This is a genomic window from Streptococcus sp. CF7_Ac1-8 (assembly GCF_024295435.1).
GTDB classification, from domain to species: domain Bacteria; phylum Bacillota; class Bacilli; order Lactobacillales; family Streptococcaceae; genus Streptococcus; species Streptococcus mitis_AP.
This window is the reverse complement of record NZ_JANCPI010000004.1, coordinates 12,008-33,946: the sequence shown is the minus strand read 5'-3', so window position 1 is coordinate 33,946 and position 21,939 is coordinate 12,008. Positions and strand designations below refer to the sequence as shown.

22 protein-coding genes are annotated in these 21,939 nt (G+C 41.1%); 1 reads left to right on the top strand and 21 read right to left on the bottom strand.

Annotated features, from left to right (window positions below; translation table 11 throughout):
* Positions 1–22: 22 nt before the first annotated feature.
* From purF to NMM26_RS02790, 21 genes are all read right to left on the bottom strand, one after another.
* Positions 23–1,465, bottom strand: coding sequence for an amidophosphoribosyltransferase (purF, locus tag NMM26_RS02895; protein ID WP_000220646.1), 1,443 nt, complete (start codon positions 1,463–1,465; stop codon positions 23–25).
* A gap of 92 nt (positions 1,466–1,557) precedes the next feature.
* On the bottom strand, positions 1,558–5,283 hold the full coding sequence (locus NMM26_RS02890; RefSeq protein WP_254753810.1) for a phosphoribosylformylglycinamidine synthase: 3,726 nt from the start codon (positions 5,281–5,283) through the stop codon (positions 1,558–1,560).
* Positions 5,284–5,339: 56 nt separating this feature from the next.
* Positions 5,340–5,483, bottom strand: coding sequence for a phosphoribosylaminoimidazolesuccinocarboxamide synthase (locus tag NMM26_RS09645; protein ID WP_368406693.1), 144 nt, complete (start codon positions 5,481–5,483; stop codon positions 5,340–5,342).
* Between the two features lies 1 nt (position 5,484).
* Entirely contained in the window at positions 5,485–6,192 is a 708-nt protein-coding gene (gene purC, locus NMM26_RS02880) for a phosphoribosylaminoimidazolesuccinocarboxamide synthase (RefSeq protein ID WP_254753809.1), read from the bottom strand.
* Between the two features lie 169 nt (positions 6,193–6,361).
* Positions 6,362–7,711: a competence pheromone export protein ComB gene (comB, locus tag NMM26_RS02875; RefSeq protein ID WP_254753808.1), complete on the bottom strand. Its 1,350-nt coding sequence runs from the start codon at positions 7,709–7,711 to the stop codon at positions 6,362–6,364.
* Between the two features lie 12 nt (positions 7,712–7,723).
* On the bottom strand, positions 7,724–9,877 hold the full coding sequence (gene comA, locus NMM26_RS02870) for a peptide cleavage/export ABC transporter ComA (RefSeq protein ID WP_000668248.1): 2,154 nt from the start codon (positions 9,875–9,877) through the stop codon (positions 7,724–7,726).
* 158 nt (positions 9,878–10,035) lie between these two features.
* Positions 10,036–10,224 (bottom strand): hypothetical protein, encoded by a 189-nt coding sequence (locus NMM26_RS02865; RefSeq protein WP_001033680.1) that lies wholly within the window; start codon positions 10,222–10,224, stop codon positions 10,036–10,038.
* A 678-nt stretch (positions 10,225–10,902) separates the two neighbouring features.
* Positions 10,903–11,082, bottom strand: a complete 180-nt coding sequence (locus NMM26_RS02855) for a hypothetical protein (RefSeq protein ID WP_254753807.1) — start codon at positions 11,080–11,082, stop codon at positions 10,903–10,905.
* Between the two features lie 185 nt (positions 11,083–11,267).
* Positions 11,268–11,483: a bacteriocin immunity protein gene (locus NMM26_RS02850; RefSeq protein ID WP_080566643.1), complete on the bottom strand. Its 216-nt coding sequence runs from the start codon at positions 11,481–11,483 to the stop codon at positions 11,268–11,270.
* Positions 11,484–11,486: 3 nt separating this feature from the next.
* The gene (locus NMM26_RS02845) at positions 11,487–11,654 is read right to left on the bottom strand and encodes a class IIb bacteriocin, lactobin A/cerein 7B family (RefSeq protein WP_001047582.1); all 168 of its coding nucleotides are present in this window, start codon (positions 11,652–11,654) and stop codon (positions 11,487–11,489) included.
* Positions 11,655–11,662: 8 nt separating this feature from the next.
* On the bottom strand, positions 11,663–11,863 hold the full coding sequence (locus tag NMM26_RS02840) for a hypothetical protein (protein WP_000478864.1): 201 nt from the start codon (positions 11,861–11,863) through the stop codon (positions 11,663–11,665).
* Positions 11,864–11,890: 27 nt separating this feature from the next.
* Entirely contained in the window at positions 11,891–12,085 is a 195-nt protein-coding gene (locus NMM26_RS02835; protein ID WP_254753806.1) for a class IIb bacteriocin, lactobin A/cerein 7B family, read from the bottom strand.
* 813 nt (positions 12,086–12,898) lie between these two features.
* Positions 12,899–13,630, bottom strand: a complete 732-nt coding sequence (locus NMM26_RS02830) for a response regulator transcription factor (RefSeq protein WP_001221863.1) — start codon at positions 13,628–13,630, stop codon at positions 12,899–12,901.
* The gene (locus NMM26_RS09640) at positions 13,627–14,502 is read right to left on the bottom strand and encodes a GHKL domain-containing protein (protein ID WP_254754449.1); all 876 of its coding nucleotides are present in this window, start codon (positions 14,500–14,502) and stop codon (positions 13,627–13,629) included. Before NMM26_RS09640 ends, NMM26_RS02830 begins: the two co-directional genes overlap by 4 nt.
* Positions 14,503–14,995: 493 nt before the next feature.
* Positions 14,996–15,130 (bottom strand): ComC/BlpC family leader-containing pheromone/bacteriocin, encoded by a 135-nt coding sequence (locus NMM26_RS02820; RefSeq protein ID WP_004257719.1) that lies wholly within the window; start codon positions 15,128–15,130, stop codon positions 14,996–14,998.
* A gap of 152 nt (positions 15,131–15,282) precedes the next feature.
* On the bottom strand, positions 15,283–16,452 hold the full coding sequence (locus NMM26_RS02815; protein WP_049502339.1) for an N-acetylmuramoyl-L-alanine amidase family protein: 1,170 nt from the start codon (positions 16,450–16,452) through the stop codon (positions 15,283–15,285).
* Between the two features lie 112 nt (positions 16,453–16,564).
* Positions 16,565–17,419, bottom strand: coding sequence for a C40 family peptidase (locus NMM26_RS02810; protein ID WP_029690019.1), 855 nt, complete (start codon positions 17,417–17,419; stop codon positions 16,565–16,567).
* Between the two features lie 167 nt (positions 17,420–17,586).
* Positions 17,587–17,820: an acyl carrier protein gene (locus NMM26_RS02805; protein ID WP_000136454.1), complete on the bottom strand. Its 234-nt coding sequence runs from the start codon at positions 17,818–17,820 to the stop codon at positions 17,587–17,589.
* A 5-nt stretch (positions 17,821–17,825) separates the two neighbouring features.
* Positions 17,826–18,818, bottom strand: a complete 993-nt coding sequence (gene plsX, locus NMM26_RS02800; protein WP_000717471.1) for a phosphate acyltransferase PlsX — start codon at positions 18,816–18,818, stop codon at positions 17,826–17,828.
* Entirely contained in the window at positions 18,815–19,585 is a 771-nt protein-coding gene (gene recO, locus NMM26_RS02795) for a DNA repair protein RecO (RefSeq protein ID WP_254753805.1), read from the bottom strand. The genes plsX and recO overlap by 4 nt, the downstream gene beginning before the upstream one ends.
* A complete protein-coding gene (locus NMM26_RS02790) occupies positions 19,582–20,751 on the bottom strand; it encodes a pyridoxal phosphate-dependent aminotransferase (RefSeq protein WP_004257696.1) in 1,170 nt (389 codons plus the stop codon). Before NMM26_RS02790 ends, recO begins: the two co-directional genes overlap by 4 nt.
* A 148-nt stretch (positions 20,752–20,899) precedes the next feature.
* Between NMM26_RS02790 and NMM26_RS02785 the strand changes: the two genes are divergently transcribed.
* A complete protein-coding gene (locus NMM26_RS02785) occupies positions 20,900–21,910 on the top strand; it encodes a YeiH family protein (protein WP_254753804.1) in 1,011 nt (336 codons plus the stop codon).
* Positions 21,911–21,939 lie beyond the last annotated feature (29 nt).

The window sequence follows — 21,939 nt, the reverse complement described above, 5'->3', positions numbered from 1 at the left end:
TCTTTAATGGAGAATCTGTCATCTATTTGTAAAAACTGGTCTTTTCTTCTAAACTTCTACGATAATCTTCTTCGTAGTCGTAGAGAGGCGTTGGGTAGTCACCGTCAAAGTAAGCGACACAGAGACCGCCATTTGGCGCATCTGTTTCAATACCAATCGAATCAATCAATCCCTCAACAGAAAGATAAGTCAGACTGTCCGCACCAATGATTTGGCGAGTTTCTTCGACCGTATGATTAGCCGCAATCAGTTCCTGACGGGTCTGGATATCAATCCCGTAGAAACATGGATAAGCTAGCGCTGGACTACCAATGGCAACGTGAACCTCAGTCGCACCAGCTTCTTTCAAGAGCTGAACGATACGACGCGAGGTTGTTCCACGTACAATAGAGTCATCAATCATAACCACACGCTTGCCTTTTACAACACCAGAAACAGCAGACAGTTTCATCCGCACCCCTTGCTCCCGCAATTCTTGAGTCGGCTGGATAAAGGTACGTTGCGTGTATTGGTTCTTGATAAGTCCCATTTCATTTGGCAAACCGGATTCTTCCGCAAATCCCATGGCTGCGCTAAGGGAAGAATTGGGCACACCGACCACAATATCCGCCTCATGCTTGAATTCACGCGCCAATTGGGCACCCATACGTTTGCGAGCCGTATGGACATTGACACCGTGGATATTAGAATCAGGGCGGGCAAAATAGATATACTCCATAGAACAAATCGCGAGCTGAGTATCATCCGTATAGCTATCATACTGGATTCCCTTGTCATCAATGATCACAATCTCACCTGGCTTCAAATCACGAATCCACTCTGCACCAATAACCTCAAAAGCACAGGTTTCAGATGAAACAACCACCGCTCCGTTGGCCATTTTCCCGATAGAAAGCGGACGGAAGCCATTTGGGTCAAGAGCCGCAATCAACTTGTCCTCAAACAGCAGGATATAAGCAAAGCCACCTTTGACAAGGCTGAGCGCTTCCTTGATTTTGCCCATCAAGTTCGGATTGTGACTACGACGAATGAGATGAGCCAAGATTTCCGAGTCCGAAGTCGCGCTGAAAATCGCTCCTCGTTCTTCCAATTCTTTCTTGAGAGAGGCCGCATTGGTCAGGTTCCCATTATGAGCCAAGCCAAACTGCATATCGTGAAAACGGAAGAGGAAGGGCTGGATGTTATCTACAGAAGCTTCGCCAGCAGTCGCGTAACGCACATGCCCAATCGCACCAGTTCCCGTCAATTTATCTAAGTTAGCAGGATTTCTGAAGACTTCTGATAGAAGACCCATGTCACGATGGCGCTTCAATTGTCCCTGATCATTGGAGAGGATTCCTGCCCCCTCCTGACCACGGTGCTGAAGACTGTGGAGACCAAAATAGGTCAATTTAGCAGCATCTGGATGTCCCCAGATACCGAAAACACCGCATTCTTCATTAAGAGATTTTACTTCGTATGTCATTTTTTATACCTAATTTTCATTTGCAATCATCATGAGCTAGATTTACATGACTTTTACATTACTGATACTATCTATTAGAAAATCTGCAAGTCTTATTTTCCAGTAAAGTATTTAACCGCCGACGCAAACAGGTGCTGGTCTTTATTGCCTGGGATATTTTGGAAAAGACCGTCCTCATAACGTTCTGAGTGGCCCATCTTACCGATGATTTGGCCATTCTTGCTAGTAATTCCCTCTATAGCATTTACAGAACCATTTGGATTGTACTTAGAATCCATACTTGGTTTGCCGTTAAAGTCAACATATTGGCTGAAAATTTGTCCATTGTCACGGAGTTCAGCGAATTCCTCAGCCGTCACAACAAATTTCCCTTCACCGTGTGAAACAGGAATGGCATGAATCTCACCAACTTGCACCCCATCCAACCATGGCGAGTTGGTATTGGCAATCCGAGTTTCCACCATCTTGGCCACGTGTTGGTTGGCATCATTGTAGAAGAGGGTTGGGCTAGTACTATTGGCATCTTCAAAGTTCCCGTATGGAAGAAGACCTGATTTGACGAGTGCTTGGAATCCATTACAGATACCGATAATCAAGCCACCACGAGCGATAAAGCTATCAATAGCTGCACGCACTTTTTCATTAAGCAGAATATTGACAATAAACTTGGCTGAACCATCTGGCTCGTCCGCAGCTGAGAATCCACCTGCAAAGAAGAGAATGTTAGCCTTTCCAATATTGTCAACCATAGTTTCAACTGACTTGACAATAGCTTCTTCATTCAAGGTCACGAATGGCACCAAGTTAACCTCTGCACCTTCTTTCTCAAAGGCTTTAGCTGAATCATATTCTGAGTTGGTTCCTGGGAAGACTGGGATATAGACCATAGGTTTTTCAACCTTTTCTTTTGCTTTAATCACAATATCTGATACCACAGCTGGTACTTCAGCCAGTTCTTTCGCTTGAGTAAATTCTGTCGGGTAAACTCCCTCCAGCTTGCCTTGGAAGGCACTGTCAAGTTTGTGTCCATCTAGCTTCACACCGTTGACAATCAGTGTAAAGTCTGCACTTGTTTGACCGATTTTCTCTACTCCAGCGATTTCTTCAGGAGATGTGAAGACAAATCCGCCCAATTGTGCTGTCAAAGAACTTTCAAGTTCAGGCAAGATCACCTCTGCACCGATATGATTTCCAAAGGTAGCAAGAGCCAAGCTTTCAACGACACCACCGTATTTAACAGCTGATGCAGATGTTACTTTGTAAGCCTTTTGAAGGGCTTCAAATTGAGCGAAGTTAGACTTGATAAGATCGAAGTCAATCTCTTGAGCCAATGCTTGACCTGGAATGTAATAAATATTTTCCCCAGCAGTCTTGAATTCGGGAGAAAGCACCTTACGGCTATCTGCTGTTGTCACACCAAAGGCAACCAAGGTTGGTGGCACCGTCAATTCTTCAAAGGTACCAGACATGGAGTCCTTACCACCGATAGATGGCAAACCAAGCTGAATTTGTGCCTCGATAGAGCCTAGGAGAGCTGCCACTGGCTGACCAAAACGCTCAGCTTGTTTATCCATGCGCTCGAAATACTCTTGGTAAGAGAAGCGAGCCTTAGACCAGTTGGCACCAGCAGCAACCAAACGAGCAGTTGCTTCGATAACCGCATAAGCAGCACCGTGGTATGGAGACCATTCTGCTACATATGGGTTGAAACCTTGAGCAATGACTGAAGCAATATGAGTCACACCGTGTTGAACTGGCAATTTCTGTACAGATGCCTCAGTTGGAGTGAGTTGATAGCGACCGCCAAGTGGGTGATTGACCGTTGAGCGTCCAACAGAGCAGTCAAAGATAGTCTGTAATCCTTTTTGACTCGCATGGTTGAGGTCAGATAGAACCGTAAGAGTATCTGCTTCAAGTGTGTTAGCAGATGTTTGACGTTCTTCTGGAAGATTGACATCCTTGTCCACCACCTTTGCATCAACGACCACGCGCACACCATTGGTATCAAGGAAACGACGTTCTAAGTCGACAATTGTTTCACCATTCCAGTGCATGACTAGATTTGGTTTTTCAGTCACTGTCGCAACCACAACAGCGTCAATATTTTCTTTATTACATTCTGCAACGAAGGCATCTACATCCTTAGGACGCACCACAACTGCCATCCGTTCTTGTGATTCAGAGATGGCAATTTCGGTACCATTCAAGCCTTGGTATTTAAGAGGAACTTTATTAAGGTCGATTTCAAGACCGTCTGCTAATTCACCGATAGCTACACAGACACCACCAGCACCAAAGTCATTAGATTTCTTGATGAGACGAGTGACATCGCCATTACGGAAAAGGCGTTGAATCTTGCGTTCTTCGATGGCATTCCCTTTTTGAACCTCTGCTCCAGCAGTCTCTACAGACTCAACTGTTTGAACCTTAGAAGAACCTGTCGCACCACCGACGCCATCACGTCCAGTCTTGCCACCGAGCAGGATAATGACATCCCCCGCTTCCGGTTTTTCACGGACTACATTTTCCTTAGGAGCAGCACCGACAACGGCACCCAACTCCATGCGTTTAGCTACAAAGCCTGGGTGGAAGTACTCACGAACATAGGTCGTCGCAAGCCCAATTTGGTTCCCATATGAAGAATAACCATGAGCCGCTGTCTTCGAAATGACTTGTTGTGGCAATTTACCAGCACGCGTTTCAGAGATTGGTGCTGTAATATCACCTGCACCCGAGATACGCATAGCTTGGTAAACGTATGAACGTCCTGACAATGGGTCACGAATGGCTCCACCGATACAGGTAGCAGCCCCACCAAATGGCTCAATTTCCGTTGGGTGGTTGTGAGTTTCATTCTTGAACATTAGGAGCCATGGCTCTTTCACACCATCAACATCCACTTCGATTTCTACTGAGCAAGCATTGATTTCGTCTGACACTTCCATATCATCCAAACGTCCATTAGCACGCTCATAACGACCGAAAATAGTTGCCATATCCATCAAGGTTTGCGGTTTTTCAGAACGCCCCAACTCATCGCGCATAGCGATATATTTATCATAGGTTGACTGCAATTGCTTTTGGAATTTAGAAGCTGAAAAGTCGATGTGTTTCAACTCTGTCTCAAACGTCGTGTGACGGCAGTGGTCAGACCAGTAAGTGTCCAAAACCTTGAGTTCTGTTTCCGTCGGCACGCGCCCGATTGACTTGAAATAGTCTTGGATAAAGAGTAAATCATCCACTTCCATGGCCATCCCTTGCTCGGCCTTGTAGCGAGCAAAGTCTTCTGCTGTATAGCTTTCAAAGAAAGTCAATTTAGGAATGGTCTTGTCTGACTCTGAAAATTCCTGCTTGGCAATCCCTGTCGTGATGTCCTTGAAACGAGAATCAACTGGGTTGAGCAAGTAATTCTTGACTGCTTCCAACTCAGTCGCATCAATATCTTTATTGACTAAGTAAAGTTGTGCTGTATTAACCGTCACATCACTCGAATTTCCCAACAAAAGCAATGCTTCCTGTGAAGAAGCCGCACGCTGGTCAAACTGCCCTGGCAGGCTTTCAATGGCAAAGAAAGCATAGTTGGCAAGATCCGCCTGTACAGCAGCTTCAGCCAAGACATGGTCTGTCACCTGCTCAGAGAAGATGTGTTTCTCTGCAGGCGCAAACAAGTCCTCAGCCAAGCTAAAGACATCATACACTTGCACAATACGAATACTTTTCAAGCTTGAAAGTCCCAAGTTGTGTTGGAGCTCTCTTACCAAACTCTCTGACTTGACCTGAAAATCAGCCTTTTTTTCAACAAAAATACGTTTATCCATCAATCCTTATTCCTTTATTTCAGCTCTTGCAATGTTCTCAAACGCACTTGAGGTTCTTATTTCAATTCCTGCAACTTTTCCCAAACAATCTCGTAAACGTCTGTTAGTTCTCCCAATCCTCTACGGAGTGAAAAGGTCTGGGGGACCTTTTCAGCCTGAGTCCTTTTAGTTGAGGGACGAAGGTTTTCCGTTGCTAACAGATTATTTCAACCCCTGCAATTTTTCCCAAACAATCTCATAAACATCTGTTAGTTCTCCTAATCCTCTACGGAAAACATCCTTATCCATATGGTTTCCATCCGCATCCCACAAACGGCAGTTATCTGGTGAAAATTCATCTGCCAAGATAATCTTGCCATCCTTGTCAAAACCGAACTCTAGCTTAAAGTCAATCAGCTTGAGTCCAATCTCAGCAAACCAGGCTTTCAAGAGTTCATTAATTCGACGAGTTTCTTCCTTCAAGTAGACAATCTGCTGCTCATCCGCAATTTGTAGAAATTTCACATGCTCGTCATTGATAAATGGGTCATCCAAATCATCATTTTTGTAGTAAAATTCGACAATCGGAGTCTCAAATGCGATTCCCTCATCCACACCAAAACGTTTTGAAAAGGAACCAGCAGTATAGTTGCGGAGCACGACTTCCAAAGGAATAATCTTAACCTTTTTATTGAGTTGTTCCGTGTCTGAAAGCTTCTCCACAAAGTGAGTTGCCACACCAGCCGCATTTAATTTCTCAAAAATAAAAGATGAAATCTGATTATTCAAAACTCCCTTGCCAGCAATCTGCTCCTTCTTAACACCATTGAAAGCAGTCGCCTGGTCCTTGTAAGTTGAAATAATAAGATTTTCATCCTCAGTTGTATAGATATCTTTAGCTTTTCCCGAATAGATCAATTGTTTTGACATTTTAAAGTTCGCCTTTCGTATTACTTGAGCACATTCTACCATAAAAAACCTAAAATTACAAGAATTTAACCGAATAAATAACGTATCACCTCCAAAAATAATAAAGAAAAAACTGTAAGAAAAAGATTTCTCACAGTTTAAAAATTATTTAACTCTAAAAACACGAACATTACTCTTTGTTCAAAAATTGATCTAAATAATAACGTAGGTAACTTTTCTTGCCCGTAATCATCTGCAGGCGACCTTCCACCCCGTACCGAAGTTTTTCAGCCTGCTCCGAAGTTAGATTAGTCTCCGCCTCGATTTTAAAGAAATTCCCTTTCTCAGTCTTAGTAGCTGTCGCATCGATGCTGGTAATAGTAGAATCTAGGAAAAGTTGATTCTTGGCATCATGAGTCGTAGTATAGCGAACAGAATCACCGACCTTAATCCTTGCTACATCTTTTGAACTAAGATAAGCTGTTAGTTTGGCTTTCCCTTCTTTTTCCAAGGACGGATAGAGTTGGGCTAGTAGGGTACCTTCTGCTACCATGGTAGAATCACTGGTCTCAGGATTAAGGTGAAGCACCCCATCCTCACTCGCCGTAATTTTCCCCTTGTCTAAAAGATTTCCCTGAACCTTCTTACCTGACTCTGCCTCCAAGATTTTCTGGGCTAGTAGGGTCAATTCCTGACCAACCTTAGCCAAGTGTTGTGATTTGAGAGACTCCAATTGACTGCTTAAGCCTGACGCATAGGCTTGCTGGGTACCTGAACCTGCATACTGGACACGGTAAGTAGCAAGACTGGCTTCTAACTGAGAAAGCTGTGCTTCTACCTGAGCAATAGCCTGGGCCTTAGATTGCGAATTTTCCTCGCCCTGAGACTTATAAGACTGGTAGAGAGAGTAGGCTAGATTCTGACTGGCCAAGGAAGCACCTGTTTCAATAGCTGACTTAGCTGTCTGGTAATCGCGAATTTTAGCCTCTGTTTGACTGATGAGGTTCCCGATTTCGGCTTGAGTCTGACTAGCTGCTACGTTCTGGGACGCGATGGTCTCATTTTGTTGCGATGTACTAACCCTAAGACTGCCTGCTTGACTGATGTAGTCGCGAAAGGTGGCTTGGTAGCCAAACTTATCCTCCTCTGGAAAGTAATCCGTTCCTTCTTGCAGACTCTTTTGCAAATACTCCAATTGCTTTTTTTGATCCTTAAGTATGTCCAACTGACTAGCATAGGCCTCTGCTTGGATACCCTCTGCCCCTTCTTGATATCGAACCAACAGTTCTCCCTTTTTAACCAGCTTATTTTCTTCCAAATGATTGACAAGAATGCGATTATTGCTAGTTGACTGGATATTTGCAAGGATACGACTAGGCTCAACAGTAGCTCTAGTAGACAAACTCATCTCCTTCTCTGCAAATGTTGCAAATCCAAGCAAAAACACAAGCAGAAGGGACATGGGTACAATCACCCGACTGGAAAAATTATGGTAACGACGATTATAAAACTCCGCACTTTCTAAAAATTCTGGTTTCATCCTCTCCTCTTTCTAGCTATTCACCAAATGGGCGTAAAAGCCACCCCGTGCAAGCAAATCAGCATGCTTTCCTTCTTCAACAATCTTGCCCTGATCCAAGACAACAACCTTCTCTGTCCGCTCAGCAATGGTCAAGCGGTGAGCAATGAAAATCAAGGTCTTGTCTAAAGCCATAAGATTATCGACAATTCGCTTCTCTGTCAGAATATCCAAACTGCTAGTTGCCTCATCCAAAATCAAGACCGGCGCATCTGTCAAGAGAGCACGCGCCAGAGCAATTCTCTGACGTTGACCACCTGAGATTCCTGCCCCATCCGAAGTCAATTCTGTCTGGTAATTCAGTGGCATACGCTCGATATCCTCCCGAATCTCTGCCAATTCGACCGCCCGTAAGATATCTTCCTGTGTCGTCCCCTCCTTAGCTCCCAAAAGAAGATTCTCCAAAATCGTTCCGTTAAAGACATAGGGCTGTTGAGGCAGATAGTTGATATACTGGCGCAGGGCTTTTTTATCAATCTGATTGAGATTGACACCACCCAGACTAATCTCCCCTTGACTTGGGGCGTAAAAATTAACCATCATCTTGGCCAATGTCGTCTTACCTGACCCTGAAATTCCCACAAAAGCCACCTTAGAACCCTGCGGAATAGTCAAATTGATATCCGACAAGACGTCTCGACCATAGCCATACTTATAGTAAACCTGCTTGAAAGTCATCTCTCCCTTCATCAAGCTCAGATCCCCAACTGTTTTCTTCTCCTCAAACTCAGAAGCTACCAAATAAACCTCATTCAGACGGTTATTGGCAACTTGCGCCGTCTGAAGCTTAGTTTGCAGATTGATGATATTTTCCAAAGGATTGGTAAAGTAAACCAGCAAGGTATTATAGGTAATCAACTGCCCCAAACTCATCTTGCCATCCATGACCAGAACAGCCCCCATCCAGAGAATGCCGACATTGAGCAAGAGATGGGCAACTTTTTTCAGAGCCTTTTGCTGACTCTCTGCCCGACTATAGGTAAAGGATTTTTTCAGATAATCCACAAATTCCTTGTCAATCTTTTGGTAGCGTGAACTTTCACTGGTCAAAGACTTGATAGTCTCAATACCATTGATGTCCTCAATGATAGAAGAAGACAGAACCGCATTGGCTTCCATGGTATCCCGATTCATCTTTTCAAACGGCTTCATAAAAGCAAAGATAATCACTGTGTAGATAGGGAGCGCCAATAAAGTCATGAAAAAGAGATTGGTATTTTGTGAAAATAAAACAAGGGAAATAATGACAACCGTTGATACATCTAGGAAAATCGAAAGAATGGTCGAAGCCAGCGCATCGATGATACTGTTAGCATCTGTGAAACGAGACACGATTTCCCCTGTCCTACGTGTCGCAAAAAAGGACATAGGTAGGTGAAAAACATGCTTGATATAGGACAAAATTACGTCAATCGACAAACGTTGCCCCAAAACAAGTAAGAGATACTCCTGAGCGTAAGATAAGATCTGCTGGAGAATATAGACGATCACCAACCCAATAGAAATAATCCCCAGTGTCGAACGCATCTGATCTGGCACATAGGTATCAATGATAGACTGCAGATAATAAGAACCCACAATGTTAATCAAGGTGACCAAGAGTGTTGCCAAAACGATATTGGCAATCAAGCCACGCTGCTTCACTAATATAGGGATAAAAGAGAGCAGGCCATTCTTTTGATCCTTATGAGGCTTGTAGTCTGGACTAGGTGCCATAAACAGAGTCACTCCTGTCCATTCTTCCGCAAAGCGCTCACGTGGCAGTTTGGTCAATTTCACCCCAGGATCTGGATCAGCAATATGAATGCTATCCTTATCCTGCCCAGTCACCACATAGTAGTGGAGCAATTTTCCTTCCTTAAGCACATGGGCAACAAAAGGAAAGGTCAAATCTGGCAAGTCAAAAAGCGTCATATCCGCCTTGATCGCTCGCGTCTCAAAGCCAATCTCCTCTGCCACCTTGACCAAGCCCAAAGCCGTCGTCCCATCCATGGTCGTCTTGGCCAATTCTCGCAAGTGAGCCAAAGAATAGTAACTACCATAGTAGCCAAAGACCATAGCTAATGAAGCTACACCGCAGTCCATCTGATCCACCTGCGGACGATAGTGACATTTCCCAAATTTCATATTCATCTCCTTTTTCCTAAACTCATCTGATAATAACTATCTTACCCCAATCACTAAACAAAAACTGGACTTCCTCCCCAAATGCGCCTATCTACCCCCAAAATGCACTTTTGGGATTTAAAAATAGGTAGAACAAACGTCATACCTAAAATATATATTTATTTCTTTTTCTTCCTAATTCTTTTGTCAATCATATATAAAACGATAATCGAAAACAGCGGTGGTACAATATAACTCTTTTCACTCATTGTCAGCTGAAATCCCAGAGTTGCTAGTATCTTAAAGATGAAAATATTCATCAAAAATAGAAAAATAAATACTAAAAAATATTTTAAAATCTTATTCATTTCTTTTCTTCAACTTTCCTAATTTCTATACCTATTTTATCAAATTTTATTAAAAAATACATGCAAAACTCCAAATAAACACCTCAACTGCACTTTTGGGGGCAAAAAATAGGCAGAACGAATGTCCTACCTACTAAAAATATGGTACGAAAGGAAATTGATGTTTTACTGTCACCCTAGGCAAACTTGGGACAAATAAATCATTGATAGTAACATTTACGACATCCTATTTATTACTACAATTTCTAATGTCCCTGCTATTTCTAAGCCACCTCTGGTATGATCTATTCATAGTCAGAATAGATAACACCGTTCTAAATTACGATTCATAGTTACTCCTTTTTTGATTCGTTGCTACAAGACTCCTATTTACCCATAGATTGTCTACTACTTCAAATTTATCCGTTCTTTTTTTACTTCTATATAAAAGAATGAATACCATCATAAATAATGCAATCGTTGGTATATTGAAACTATCAAACCAAGTAGGTAAAGATACTTTATTTATGTCAGCTACTAATCTGATGATTATATAGGACATCGAAATAAGTAATACCATGATTTCAGGCCAAACTTTCAATACTGACTTAACGAATTTCATATTAAACTCCAATGTGATGCATTCTTAGATTCTACCCTAACCATTTTAGCACAGACTAACAAGTCATTCTTAACCGCTTACTCTACTTGCTTTTTATTGACCTTATATCCTAGATAAAAGAGCCCAAATAAAACAGGGTAAATTTCTGGATAAAATAGGGTATTGATTGGATTTCTCAAAATCAAATACGTTGCGATGTAAATAATGAGTGATACGGTAAAATATCCCTCAGCAAAGCCTAATAAAAATTGTTTCATAGTAAACTCCTATTTATACTCAATGAAAATCAAAGAGCAAACTAGGAAGCTAGCCACAGGCTGTACTTGAGTACGGCAAGGCGAAGCTGACGTGGTTTGAATTTGATTTTCGAAGAGTATTACCTGACAAGAATGACAGAAAACTCTACCATTCATATACACAAAATCCTTTTGATTCATGTTCTTCATTTATAGTTTTGATTATTTTTTGACAAATCTTTGCGAAAAATACCAAAATATCCTGAGAAAAACAAACCCACTAAAGGCCATTGCCAATTAAAGGATACTAACGAACCTGTACGAATTACATGAAGCGCGAGATTAAGAGTTATTCCCAACAAAGGAATTATAGTGGCTAGTTTAGGTAACAATGTATTAAGATTAAGGTTGCGACTGTTCATTATCTAACGTCCACGACGAGCAAAATCTGAACCAAATTTGTAACCAGCATTAAAAATTTGTACAGCAGCATTCAGTACTCCTGCAATCCCAACTGCTTCCGCAAGACCAAAACCACCTTTTGTTCCCACTAATTCATCGTCAGATAATTGATAAAATTGTTCTAAGTTCATGTTCGTCATTACTCCTTTATATTATATTTTATTGCTATGTAAATGATTAAAATGAGTATTGGATAGGTAAATACTTCTGAAATATCTATAAAATTTATATTATACTGCCCAGATAATATTTTATAGTCAATTAAAATTTGAACGATAGTAAAAATAATACGTAGCGATAACAATACCCCTAATAATATCACTTCTTTTTTTAAAAACATAGAAATGCCTCTCTGACTACAATCAGATTATGGTCTATTCGCATAATACCCCAAAGCTGCTCCTCCAGCAAAAAGTGCTGCTGCTCCACCTGCTACTGCTGCACCTATCTTCCAAATAGACACTCCAGCGACTACAAGAGGCAATGCTCCCCCATCCACATCCATCAACTCTTCTTCTGTAAGAGCTACAAAGTTCTGTTCCATTTTGTCAAAATTTGTCATCTTTTTTCTCCTTTATTTCTATTTGTTAGTTTACGATTTCTGGCTCTTAAACCATTTTAAAAACCAGAATAGATAAATTACTGAATTCCTTTTCGTCTCACTTATCTATTTGAGAAGTGATTTAAAATGAACAGGTAAATTTCATTTATTTTAAATACCATTTGATAAACCATGGCAATAAGATTGGTAAATACATCGCGTAATCTCCTTCCTTTTCTTCTTACTTATTTATTCGAAAAAGAATTCGAAAATGTACAACTAAATTAAATTTATTTGAAAAATAATTTAGTAAACCATGGATAGAAAATTGGTAGATACATGAACTAGGCTCCTTTCTTTTTCCTCTTACTTATCTATTCGAAAAAAATTTCGAAAATGTACAACTAAATCAAATTTTATTTAAAAAATAATTTAATGAACCACGGATACAAGATTGGTAGATACATGAACTAGGCTCCTCTCCTTTTCCTCTTACTTATCTATTCGAAAAAAATTTCGAAAATGTACAACTAAATTAAATTTATTTAAAAAATAACTCAGTGAACCATGGGTAGAACATTGATATAAACATGAGCTAGGCTCCTTCCTTTTCTTCTTACTTATCTATTCGAAAAACAATTCAAAAATGTACAACTAATTAAATTTATTTGAAAAATAATTTAGTAAACCACGGATAAAAAATTGGTAGATACATGAACTAGGCTCCTTTCCTTTTCCTCTTACTTATCTATTCGAAAAAGAAGTCAAAAAAATAAGAATATCAGAAAATTTTCCGACATTCTTATTGATAAACTCATCCAAGTCTAACAGATATTAGACATTGAGATGTTTTTTTAGGGTTCTTCTGGCTGTCCGTGATACGGGGAAATGCAAGCCTTCTAACAAGGTCACTTCTGTGGCAGTCATCTCTTCAATTGCCTGTAAACTGACTAAAGTATTGCGATTGGCATAGACAAAGTAATCTTTTTCAGCCTTGGCAGCGATATCCTTGAGACTGCCATAAATGGTCTTGATAGAATGATTAGCATAATAGACCTTGATACGGTGGGATTCCACTGAGGTTTCAAAGGCTAAAATCTCATGGTAGGGCAGAGTAAAGCCCCGTCTCCCCTCAAAACTATAAGTAAAGAGACGCATATTTTCCCTCTTGTCCACTGCCAGTACATAGTCCAGACAGCGTTCCAGCTGATGACGGTAATCCTCCTCTGGCTGATCCTTGGAAATAAAATCTAAGGCAGACAAGTGGTAACGAAAAGCTAGAGGCAAGGCCTCCGAGTGCGTGGACACAAAGACAATGCTTGTAAAGGGATCTCGCTCCCGAGCCTGTTGAGCAACCTGAAAGCCCCGTTCACGCTCTCCATCAATCTCTAAATCCAATAAATAGAGCTGGTAATGATCAAAATACTGAGAATATTTTTCAACGTCCCCATAGTTTTTGGCAATATCAATTTCCAATCTCAAATTGCGAGAGCGACCAATATCTAGTAAAGTCTGCTCTATCCGTCCTTGCTGGACTCTATCGTCTTCCAAAACTAAAATTCTCATTCCTCTCCCCCTCGTTTCTCATCCTTAAATGGCAATTCTAAATCTTGTCTAAAGGTCGTCTCTCCTAGCTGGGTATCTAAGTTTAAATCATAATGAAAAACCATATCCTCCAAGGTCGCTAAGCCCAGTCCACTGTGGTTCCCCTTGGTTGAATAACCCTTTTGACTGAGAATGCTAGGATTCAGTTCTTCTTTCTTACGAGTGTTTTCAATGATAAAACGGACACTCCTATCGCCTGCCAATAAAGCAACCCGAATCTGCGGATTTTCCGCTTCACTAGCTGCCTCTAAGGCATTTGTCGTGAGGATAGAGAGGATACGAATAGCCTCCAACATCGGCAATGCCAGTTCTTCAACAACCCCCACCGTCTCCAAACTAAAATGAATTCCCTGATTATCTGCCACAATCATGGCTTTTGCCAAGGTATTACGAATGGCTATATCATGAATATTGTGAAGATTAAAGGCTGTGTAGTCCGCCTTCCTCAGCTTTTCATTAGTCTTTAGAAAAACATCTTGATAGATGGTAGAAACCTCAGCCATATCTTGATTAGCTATAGCAGGCTCCATACTGGCGACAATCCCTGCAAAATCATGACGAAAACCGCGAACCTCATCATAGAGATGACCTAGCTTATCCACCATCCCTTGCAAGGAACGATTTTCATCTTCCTGTCTCTGAATGGTTTGCTCATCACGATAAACCTGCTCCAAATGCTTGATGTAAAAGAGCCAAGAGAAAAAGAGAATGAAAATCAGGAGAGAAATGGTCGTGTCAAAACGAACATAGAAAGGATTACATCCTCCAGACATGATGGATGAAAACAGTCTGAAACCAAACAATAAGGATAAGATCCACATACTTTTCGTCACTAACGATTGAAATTTATCTAAAAATAATATATTGAGATCAATTCCCCATCGTCTTAAAATGACAACAGACAAAAACAACGAAATCAAACTAAATACAGAATCAAATCCACTATGCAAGAAATCAGATAGTTCAGAGTAGTCAAATATCAATCGTATTATAAATGTCAAAATCAAATATCGAATACTTTGATAAAACATAAATAGATAAAGGGCAAGAAAGAGAGCTTCCTTCTTCTTTTTCTTTAACACAGTCCAAAATATTATATAAAAGAATAATAAATTGCCAACATGCAAGAAACTCGGAAAAACGAAGGTAGCAAATAGCTGAAAAACTACCCAAAGAAATATAGAGCGTTTGTCATAAAATGCTTTAGAGAGTTGACTACCTAGATAAATCGGAGGAGCTAAAATATTGATTAAAATCAATATAAACACTAAAAATTCAAGTAATATAATCATAAATCTGTTTAGTTAACACATTTTAATCAAAATACTATCTTGGCTCTGGGAGTAGATGTAGCCAATGGTAAATATCTTCAAAAATCCCTCCACCATTCACTTCCTCCAATACCTCTGGGGTTAACTCTTCAAATTGCTCCAATTCTACAAATATATTTTTCATTTCCATGACAGACTCCTTTTCATTATTTTATAGATAACTCTATCCCCTGCTCCATCTACAAAAGGCTTTAGTTTCCTTTTAAAATACAAGAAATCTAAAGCCTCCTGAAAATGGTATATTGGTTAGAGTGTTAACAATTAGTTGTGAAGATATTATTTTTATTTAACCACGACCACTTTATAATATTCGTTTGAGTGTGGAGATTCAATTTTAATTTTTTCACCATATAAACCATCAATTTCTTTATCAAGGAAATTTGAAACTCCTGATGGCAAGCGTTTCATCTTAAGAATTTCACCAGATTGATCCGCATAGGCTAGGATATGATGGTGTGTAGTGGTTGCTCCATCATCAATTAATACAAAGTAACCTGTTTTGAGCTTACCTTGCTCATTTTCTAAATAGTATAGTTTATTGTTATTGATTGTAAAGTTAGTAGCTCCAAGACGAAGTCGTGCACCTGGATTTTCTAAATAGACATCATTGCCAACTTTTTTGATTTCTGATCTAGTTGTCATCTCTGGAAGTGGTAATACTCTACGACCATCTGCTCCAAAGTAATATCGACCTGGTAGATTTTGGAAATTACGAATAACAGCTTTAGGATCAATTTCTTGTCCTTCTTCTTTATTATCTACTAAAGCTAAGATTGTATTTGAAACTTCATCCCCATATTTGTCGGAAAACTTCTTGATTTCAGACTTAATATACCAAGTGTTTTTTTCAATAATAACATCGTCACCTTTAGCATTTAGCAAATATTCTTGCCCATCTCCAAGTTTAACAATATCATGAATATTGTATCCAGAATCTTTTCTATTTGCTAGATAGCCATCCTTACCAATGACATAACTTTCCCCATCACTGGCTGGGACAGCTCTATCTGCGACCATAGCACCTGAATTTTCAAAGTAAGACCATTGATTATTTGCAATAGTCCATCCTGTTGCCATAGCGCCACTGCCTTTGAGGTAATACCATGTAGACCCTTCTTTGTACCAACCAGTACGCATAGCACCACTATCTGCTAGTGAGTACCATGTGCTTCCTTCCTTATACCAGCCAGTACGCATGGCACCACTATCTGCTAGTGAATACCAGGTATTGCCGTCTTTGAGCCAGCCTGTCTGCATTTTACCAGCGCTATCGAAGTGATACCAAGAGCCAGCATTTTGCACCCATTTATTTTTAGCTAAGCTTCCATCTTGAGAAAGATTCCAGTCAGCGCCATTTTTAACCCAAGTATCTGCAGCCTGTGCTTGATTGATAGACAAAAGTAGACCAGCACCTGCAAGTAAACCAAGTGTAAGTAGTTTAGATTTTTTCATAGCCATTTCCTCCTTTATTGAATAGCTACAGGAGGGTTTCCCCTCTTTATTTAGCTATATTCTAATACTTTTCATTGTCAAAGTCAATAATATTGTGAAAAATTAGACAATATTACCAATATCTACGAATTGTATTTTGAGTAATAGCATATTGATCCATATAAGAAACATATCGACCTGGATATGGAGCGTGAACAACCTTTCCATCACCAACATAAATACCTACATGGTCATTTGTCTCTTCACTATTATACAAAATCAAATCTCCAGCTTGTTGAGAACCATTACTTACATAACTTCCTCCTGTTGCTTGACCATAGGTCACTCTAGGAATACTAATATCAAACTTAGCATGAATAGCCATCGTAAATCCTGAGCAATCTACGCCACTATTCAAATCTGCCCCACCCCAAACATATGGGATTTTTCCTACAAATGTCTTTGCATATTCACCAAGGGCTTGCCCACGATTTTCTACCCATACACCACTTTCTCTAAAGAAGTACGGTGTACCATTCACACGTTGATAACCAGTGACCATAGCACCACTAGCAGATAAGTAGTAATAATTACCATCAGGTTGAATCCAAGTATTTTCTTTCATCCATCCTTGGTCATCAAAATAGTACCACTTGCCATCTAATTGTTCCCAATTTTTAGCATACCCACCTGAACCGTATTTAAACCACCATTTACCATTGGTTTGCATCCATGTTCCTTTAGGATCACGATATTGATTGAAAGCTTTCTTCTCTTGATTGCCCTCTGCTTGAGTTTCTTTATCTTCAAAACCAATCAATTTTACTTGATCAGCTTCTTCAGCTTTTATCTTGCCTTGATTAACTAATTGAGCAATCGCTTCTTTCTCACTTGCTGATGGGGAATTAGCATAGGCCACAGTATTATTTGCTAGGAGAACGCCTCCTGCAAGAACTAATAAACTAGAATAAAGATATTTTTTCATCATAAAAATCCTTTCTTTTTTCTCCTTTTTGAAGATTGATTTTTCTGACTCCATTATATCCTTTATTTCTCCACACATCTCTCCTGTCCCTAGAAAGACTAAATCTGTTCCTAAACGGTCACCTGAGCCAAATAAAAAATTCCAAAGCAAACGCCTTGGAATTCCGATGTCTATTTTGCTTGAATAATCTTAACCACATCTCCTACACTTTGCAGTTGATCAATTTCTTCATCGCTGATTTCGATATTAAATTCATCTTCCAGAGTCAAGATAAACTCCATCAAGTCGACTGAGTCCGCATCCAAATCATCTTTCAGACTCAAGGATTCTGTCACGACAAAATCCTCTCCCTGTCGCTCTTGGATAATGGTCACAATACGTTCAAAAATTTCTTTTTCTGTCATCTCTTTTATTCTCCTGAAAATTCACGCGCAGTTTGGGCAACTACGTCTGTTTCTAGCATGGTACGAATCTGGCGGATTGTACTATAAACAGCCTTGGCATCGCTTGAGCCATGAGTCTTGACAACCGGTGCCTTGACACCAAACAAGACCGCTCCACCAACATCTGAATAGTTGAGCTGCTTTTTCAAACCTCTGAGGCTGTCCTTGAGAAGGAGGGCGCCTAGTTTCGCTCGAAGACCACCACCTGTAATAGCGGTCTTGAGCAAGCCCATGATTCCCATAGCTGTCCCTTCAATGGATTTGAGCACAGCGTTTCCCGTGAAACCATCTGCCACGACAACATCCGCAACGCCATTCATCAAATCACGCGCTTCCACATTTCCGATAAAGTTCAAACTTTCATCAGCCACTAATAATTCATAAGTTTCCTTACGAAGCGGGTCTCCCTTACTACTCTCTGTTCCGTTGTTGAGCAAACCAACACGTGGTTGAGCAATGCCACGAACATTCTTGGCATAGAAAGAACCTAGGACAGCGTATTGGTGGAGGTGTTGGGCTGTATTTTCCGCATTAGCACCAAGGTCTAGCATGTCAAAACCTTTCCCATCAACGGTCGGCAATGTTGACATAAGTCCAGGACGGTCGATATTCTTGATACGACCCACGATGAAGAATCCTGCAGCCAACAAAGCACCTGTATTCCCAGCCGAGAGCACAGCATCTGCCTCTCCATCTTTGACAGCCTTGGCCGCCAAGACCATACTGGCATTTTTCTTCTTCCGAATAGCTCTCGTAGGTTCATCGTCTGAATCAATCTTCTCATCCGTATGGATAATGCTGACACGCTCTGTCGCTGTTAGATATTGCTTGATTTTAGCTTCATCTCCGTAGAGTTGAATCTCGATATCTGAAAAGTCAGCTAGGGATTGATTGACACCCTCAACGATGGCCTGGGGTGCGTAATCGCCCCCCATGGCATCTACTGCGATTTTTTTCATTTCTTTTCCTCTTTTAGTAATTGTCCCCAGTCTGCTAGGGAATCAATAAATTTCTTTGATTTTAGGTGAATCCCAACGTACTCTTCGTAGAGTTGATCCATAAATTGGCGTAGCTCTTGCTTAATTTCAGGCTTGAGCGAAATGGTCTCCAAGGTCTCAAAATCAATAGCTTGAAATTGATTGAGCAGATAAGGGATATTGGGATTGAGATGGCAACGTCTCTCATCTTCATGATAATGCTCTGGACAGAGGCAGGCGCCATATTTGAAAGAAAAGTCAAAAGCCTGACCAACCCGATGACAAAAAACACACTCATTAAAATTGAGGCTGATCCCAAATCGAGTCAAGATTTGAATTTCAAAAATATTGGTCAAAACCTGATAATCCAAGCCCGCTTCCATCAACTCCAAGGTCTTTTGTAAAAAAGCAAACAAGGAAGCATCCTGCTGATTGTCCTGCAAACTAGCATCGGCAAGAGCTGCAACGTAGGTCGCATAAGCCATGACAAAGAGATCGCTATTAATCTTGGGAAAAGTCATCACCTCATGATAATCCTCAATGTAGCTAAGCCCCTCATCATTGATTCGTAAGAGAAATCGAGCCAGCACCAAGGGCTGAATAACCGGCGCCAGCTTAGACTGACCAGCGTGTTTGACAAAAAACATGCGTTTGCCAGCCTGCTCTGTAAAAATCTTGACGAGCTTATCATCCTCACGAAAATTGCGATTGTAGAGCACCAAGCCTTGACTCGTGATAGACTGAATCATGCTTCTCTCATATACTCCTCAAGTCGTTTCATGGCTTCTTTGATAGTCTCCATACTAGCTGCATAAGATAGGCGAACATAGCCTTCCCCATAACGCCCAAAGGCTGCTCCAGGGATAAAGGCAACGGCCTTCTTCTGTGCAAAATCCTTCAGAAAAGCAAAGGAATCTTGATTGTAGCCCGCTGGAATCTTAGCAAAGATATAGAAGGCACCGTCTGGTTTAATAATCTCAAAACCAAGAGCAGTCATTTTCTCGATAATATAGTCCCGACGCTGGATGTATTCCTTTTTCATAGGCTCCGCATCATTTTTACCAGCCGTCAAGGCCTCCACCGCAGCATGTTGAGCCATAGTATTTGCGGCAGTAACCAAGTACTGGTGACTCTTAATCAACTGAGCTGTAAAGGCTGCAGGAGCAAAAATCAGACCCAAACGCCAACCTGTCATGGCATGCGATTTAGATAGACCATTGATAATAATAGCCTGATCTCTCAACATGGTTCCCAGAGACACATGGGCTTCGCCTGTGTAGGTCAATTCTGAGTAAACCTCATCACAGACAACAAAAATCTCATACTTGCGTAAAACAGCTGCCAAGGCCTCCAATTGTTCCCGACTGTAGGTAATTCCTGTCGGATTGGCTGGATAGTTGAGAATAACCGCCTTGAGCTTGTCACCCTGCTCCAAAATGGCCTTCTCCAACATTTCAGGAGTCAAGACAAAACCATTTTCAGTTGTGTCAATCTCGACAATCTCTGCCCCAACTAGATTGACAATCGGTTCATAACCTGGATAGGCAGGAGCTGGCAAAAGTACCTTGTCTCCCTCTTCCAAAATAGCCGTCAAAGTAGCAGATAAAGCCTCTGTCGCCCCAATTGTAACCAAGATTTCATTTTCAGGATCATAGTCCAGTTGGTACTTTTCCTTAACAAAGTCACTGGCCGCCTTACGTAGAGTCAGCAGACCACTCATCCCTGTATAGTAGGATTGGTTCTGATCAATCGCTCGCTTGGCCGCCTCCTTGATATGATCTGGCGTTGTAAAATCAGGCTCCCCCAAGGTCAAACGCAAGACCCCAGGAATCTCCGAAATAGCCTGGTCAAACTGACGAATCAACGAAACTTGAATCTTATCTAACTGTTTATTAAAGCGCTTAGTTAAGTCCATAGATACCTCCTACTTTCAAAACGTATCTCTATTATACTACAAAAGCTCCCCGACCGCAAAAATACATTATAGAATAGCTTTCCACTTTCTATTTTACTTTTCCTGTTTACAGGTCTATAATGGTAACAGATTCTATTTGGAGGTTTTTATGTCATTTCTATCAAAAAATGGAGCAGGCATCTTGGCCTGCCTTCTCATTTCAATCGTATCTTGGTACTTAGGAGGATTCTTCCCTGTCATTGGCGCACCCGTCTTTGCGATTTTCATAGGCATGCTTCTCCATCCCTTTCTCTCGCCCTATAAACAACTGGATGCGGGATTGACCTTTAGTTCCAAGAAATTACTCCAATATGCCGTTATCTTGCTTGGTTTTGGTCTCAATATCTCTCAAGTCTTCGCAGTTGGGCAATCTTCACTCCCTGTCATCCTATCCACCATTTCAATAGCTCTGATTATTGCCTACCTCTTCCAGCGCTTCTTTGCATTGGACACAAAACTGGCTACCTTGATTGGAGTAGGTTCTTCTATCTGTGGGGGCTCTGCTATTGCCGCGACAGCGCCCGTTATCCATGCTAAGGAAAAAGAAGTCGCCCAAGCCATCTCCGTTATCTTTTTCTTCAATGTCTTGGCTGCACTAATCTTTCCAACTCTAGGAACCTGGCTTCATCTATCCAATGATGGCTTCGCCCTCTTTGCAGGAACTGCGGTCAATGATACTTCCTCTGTAACCGCCACAGCCAGCGCCTGGGACAGTCTCTACCAAACAAATACCCTCGAATCCGCAACCATTGTCAAACTCACACGAACCCTAGCTATTATCCCCATCACTCTCTTTCTCTCATACTGGCAAAGTCGCCAACAAGAAAATAAGCAAGGATTGCAACTGAAAAAAGTCTTCCCACTTTTTATCCTCTACTTCATTCTTGCATCTCTCCTAACCACCCTACTGACCTCTCTCGGTGTGTCCAGTAGCTTCTTTACCCCTCTCAAACAACTCTCTAAATTCCTCATTATCATGGCCATGAGTGCTATCGGTCTCAAAACAAATCTGGTAGCCATGATTAAATCCAGCGGAAAATCCATTATTCTCGGAGCCGTCTGCTGGATAGCCATCATCCTTACCAGTCTTGGTATGCAGACTCTTATCGGTATTTTCTAACACAAAAGGTAGCCCACCAGCTACCTTTT

Bases quoted from the DNA above. Each gene is read 5' to 3' on its own strand.
- purF (WP_000220646.1), bottom strand. From the start codon at position 1,465: ATGACATACGAAGTAAAATCTCTTAATGAAGAATGCGGTGTTTTCGGT.
- NMM26_RS02890 (WP_254753810.1), bottom strand. From the start codon at position 5,283: ATGGATAAACGTATTTTTGTTGAAAAAAAGGCTGATTTTCAGGTCAAG.
- purC (WP_254753809.1), bottom strand. From the start codon at position 6,192: ATGTCAAAACAATTGATCTATTCGGGAAAAGCTAAAGATATCTATACA.
- comB (WP_254753808.1), bottom strand. From the start codon at position 7,711: ATGAAACCAGAATTTTTAGAAAGTGCGGAGTTTTATAATCGTCGTTAC.
- comA (WP_000668248.1), bottom strand. From the start codon at position 9,877: ATGAAATTTGGGAAATGTCACTATCGTCCGCAGGTGGATCAGATGGAC.
- NMM26_RS02865 (WP_001033680.1), bottom strand. From the start codon at position 10,224: ATGAATAAGATTTTAAAATATTTTTTAGTATTTATTTTTCTATTTTTG.
- NMM26_RS02855 (WP_254753807.1), bottom strand. From the start codon at position 11,082: ATGAAACAATTTTTATTAGGCTTTGCTGAGGGATATTTTACCGTATCA.
- NMM26_RS02850 (WP_080566643.1), bottom strand. From the start codon at position 11,483: ATGAACAGTCGCAACCTTAATCTTAATACATTGTTACCTAAACTAGCC.
- NMM26_RS02845 (WP_001047582.1), bottom strand. From the start codon at position 11,654: ATGAACTTAGAACAATTTTATCAATTATCTGACGATGAATTAGTGGGA.
- NMM26_RS02840 (WP_000478864.1), bottom strand. From the start codon at position 11,863: ATGTTTTTAAAAAAAGAAGTGATATTATTAGGGGTATTGTTATCGCTA.
- NMM26_RS02835 (WP_254753806.1), bottom strand. From the start codon at position 12,085: ATGACAAATTTTGACAAAATGGAACAGAACTTTGTAGCTCTTACAGAA.
- NMM26_RS02830 (WP_001221863.1), bottom strand. From the start codon at position 13,630: ATGAGAATTTTAGTTTTGGAAGACGATAGAGTCCAGCAAGGACGGATA.
- NMM26_RS02820 (WP_004257719.1), bottom strand. From the start codon at position 15,130: ATGGAAATGAAAAATATATTTGTAGAATTGGAGCAATTTGAAGAGTTA.
- NMM26_RS02815 (WP_049502339.1), bottom strand. From the start codon at position 16,452: ATGAAAAAATCTAAACTACTTACACTTGGTTTACTTGCAGGTGCTGGT.
- NMM26_RS02810 (WP_029690019.1), bottom strand. From the start codon at position 17,419: ATGATGAAAAAATATCTTTATTCTAGTTTATTAGTTCTTGCAGGAGGC.
- NMM26_RS02805 (WP_000136454.1), bottom strand. From the start codon at position 17,820: ATGACAGAAAAAGAAATTTTTGAACGTATTGTGACCATTATCCAAGAG.
- plsX (WP_000717471.1), bottom strand. From the start codon at position 18,818: ATGAAAAAAATCGCAGTAGATGCCATGGGGGGCGATTACGCACCCCAG.
- recO (WP_254753805.1), bottom strand. From the start codon at position 19,585: ATGATTCAGTCTATCACGAGTCAAGGCTTGGTGCTCTACAATCGCAAT.
- NMM26_RS02790 (WP_004257696.1), bottom strand. From the start codon at position 20,751: ATGGACTTAACTAAGCGCTTTAATAAACAGTTAGATAAGATTCAAGTT.
- NMM26_RS02785 (WP_254753804.1), top strand. From the start codon at position 20,900: ATGTCATTTCTATCAAAAAATGGAGCAGGCATCTTGGCCTGCCTTCTC.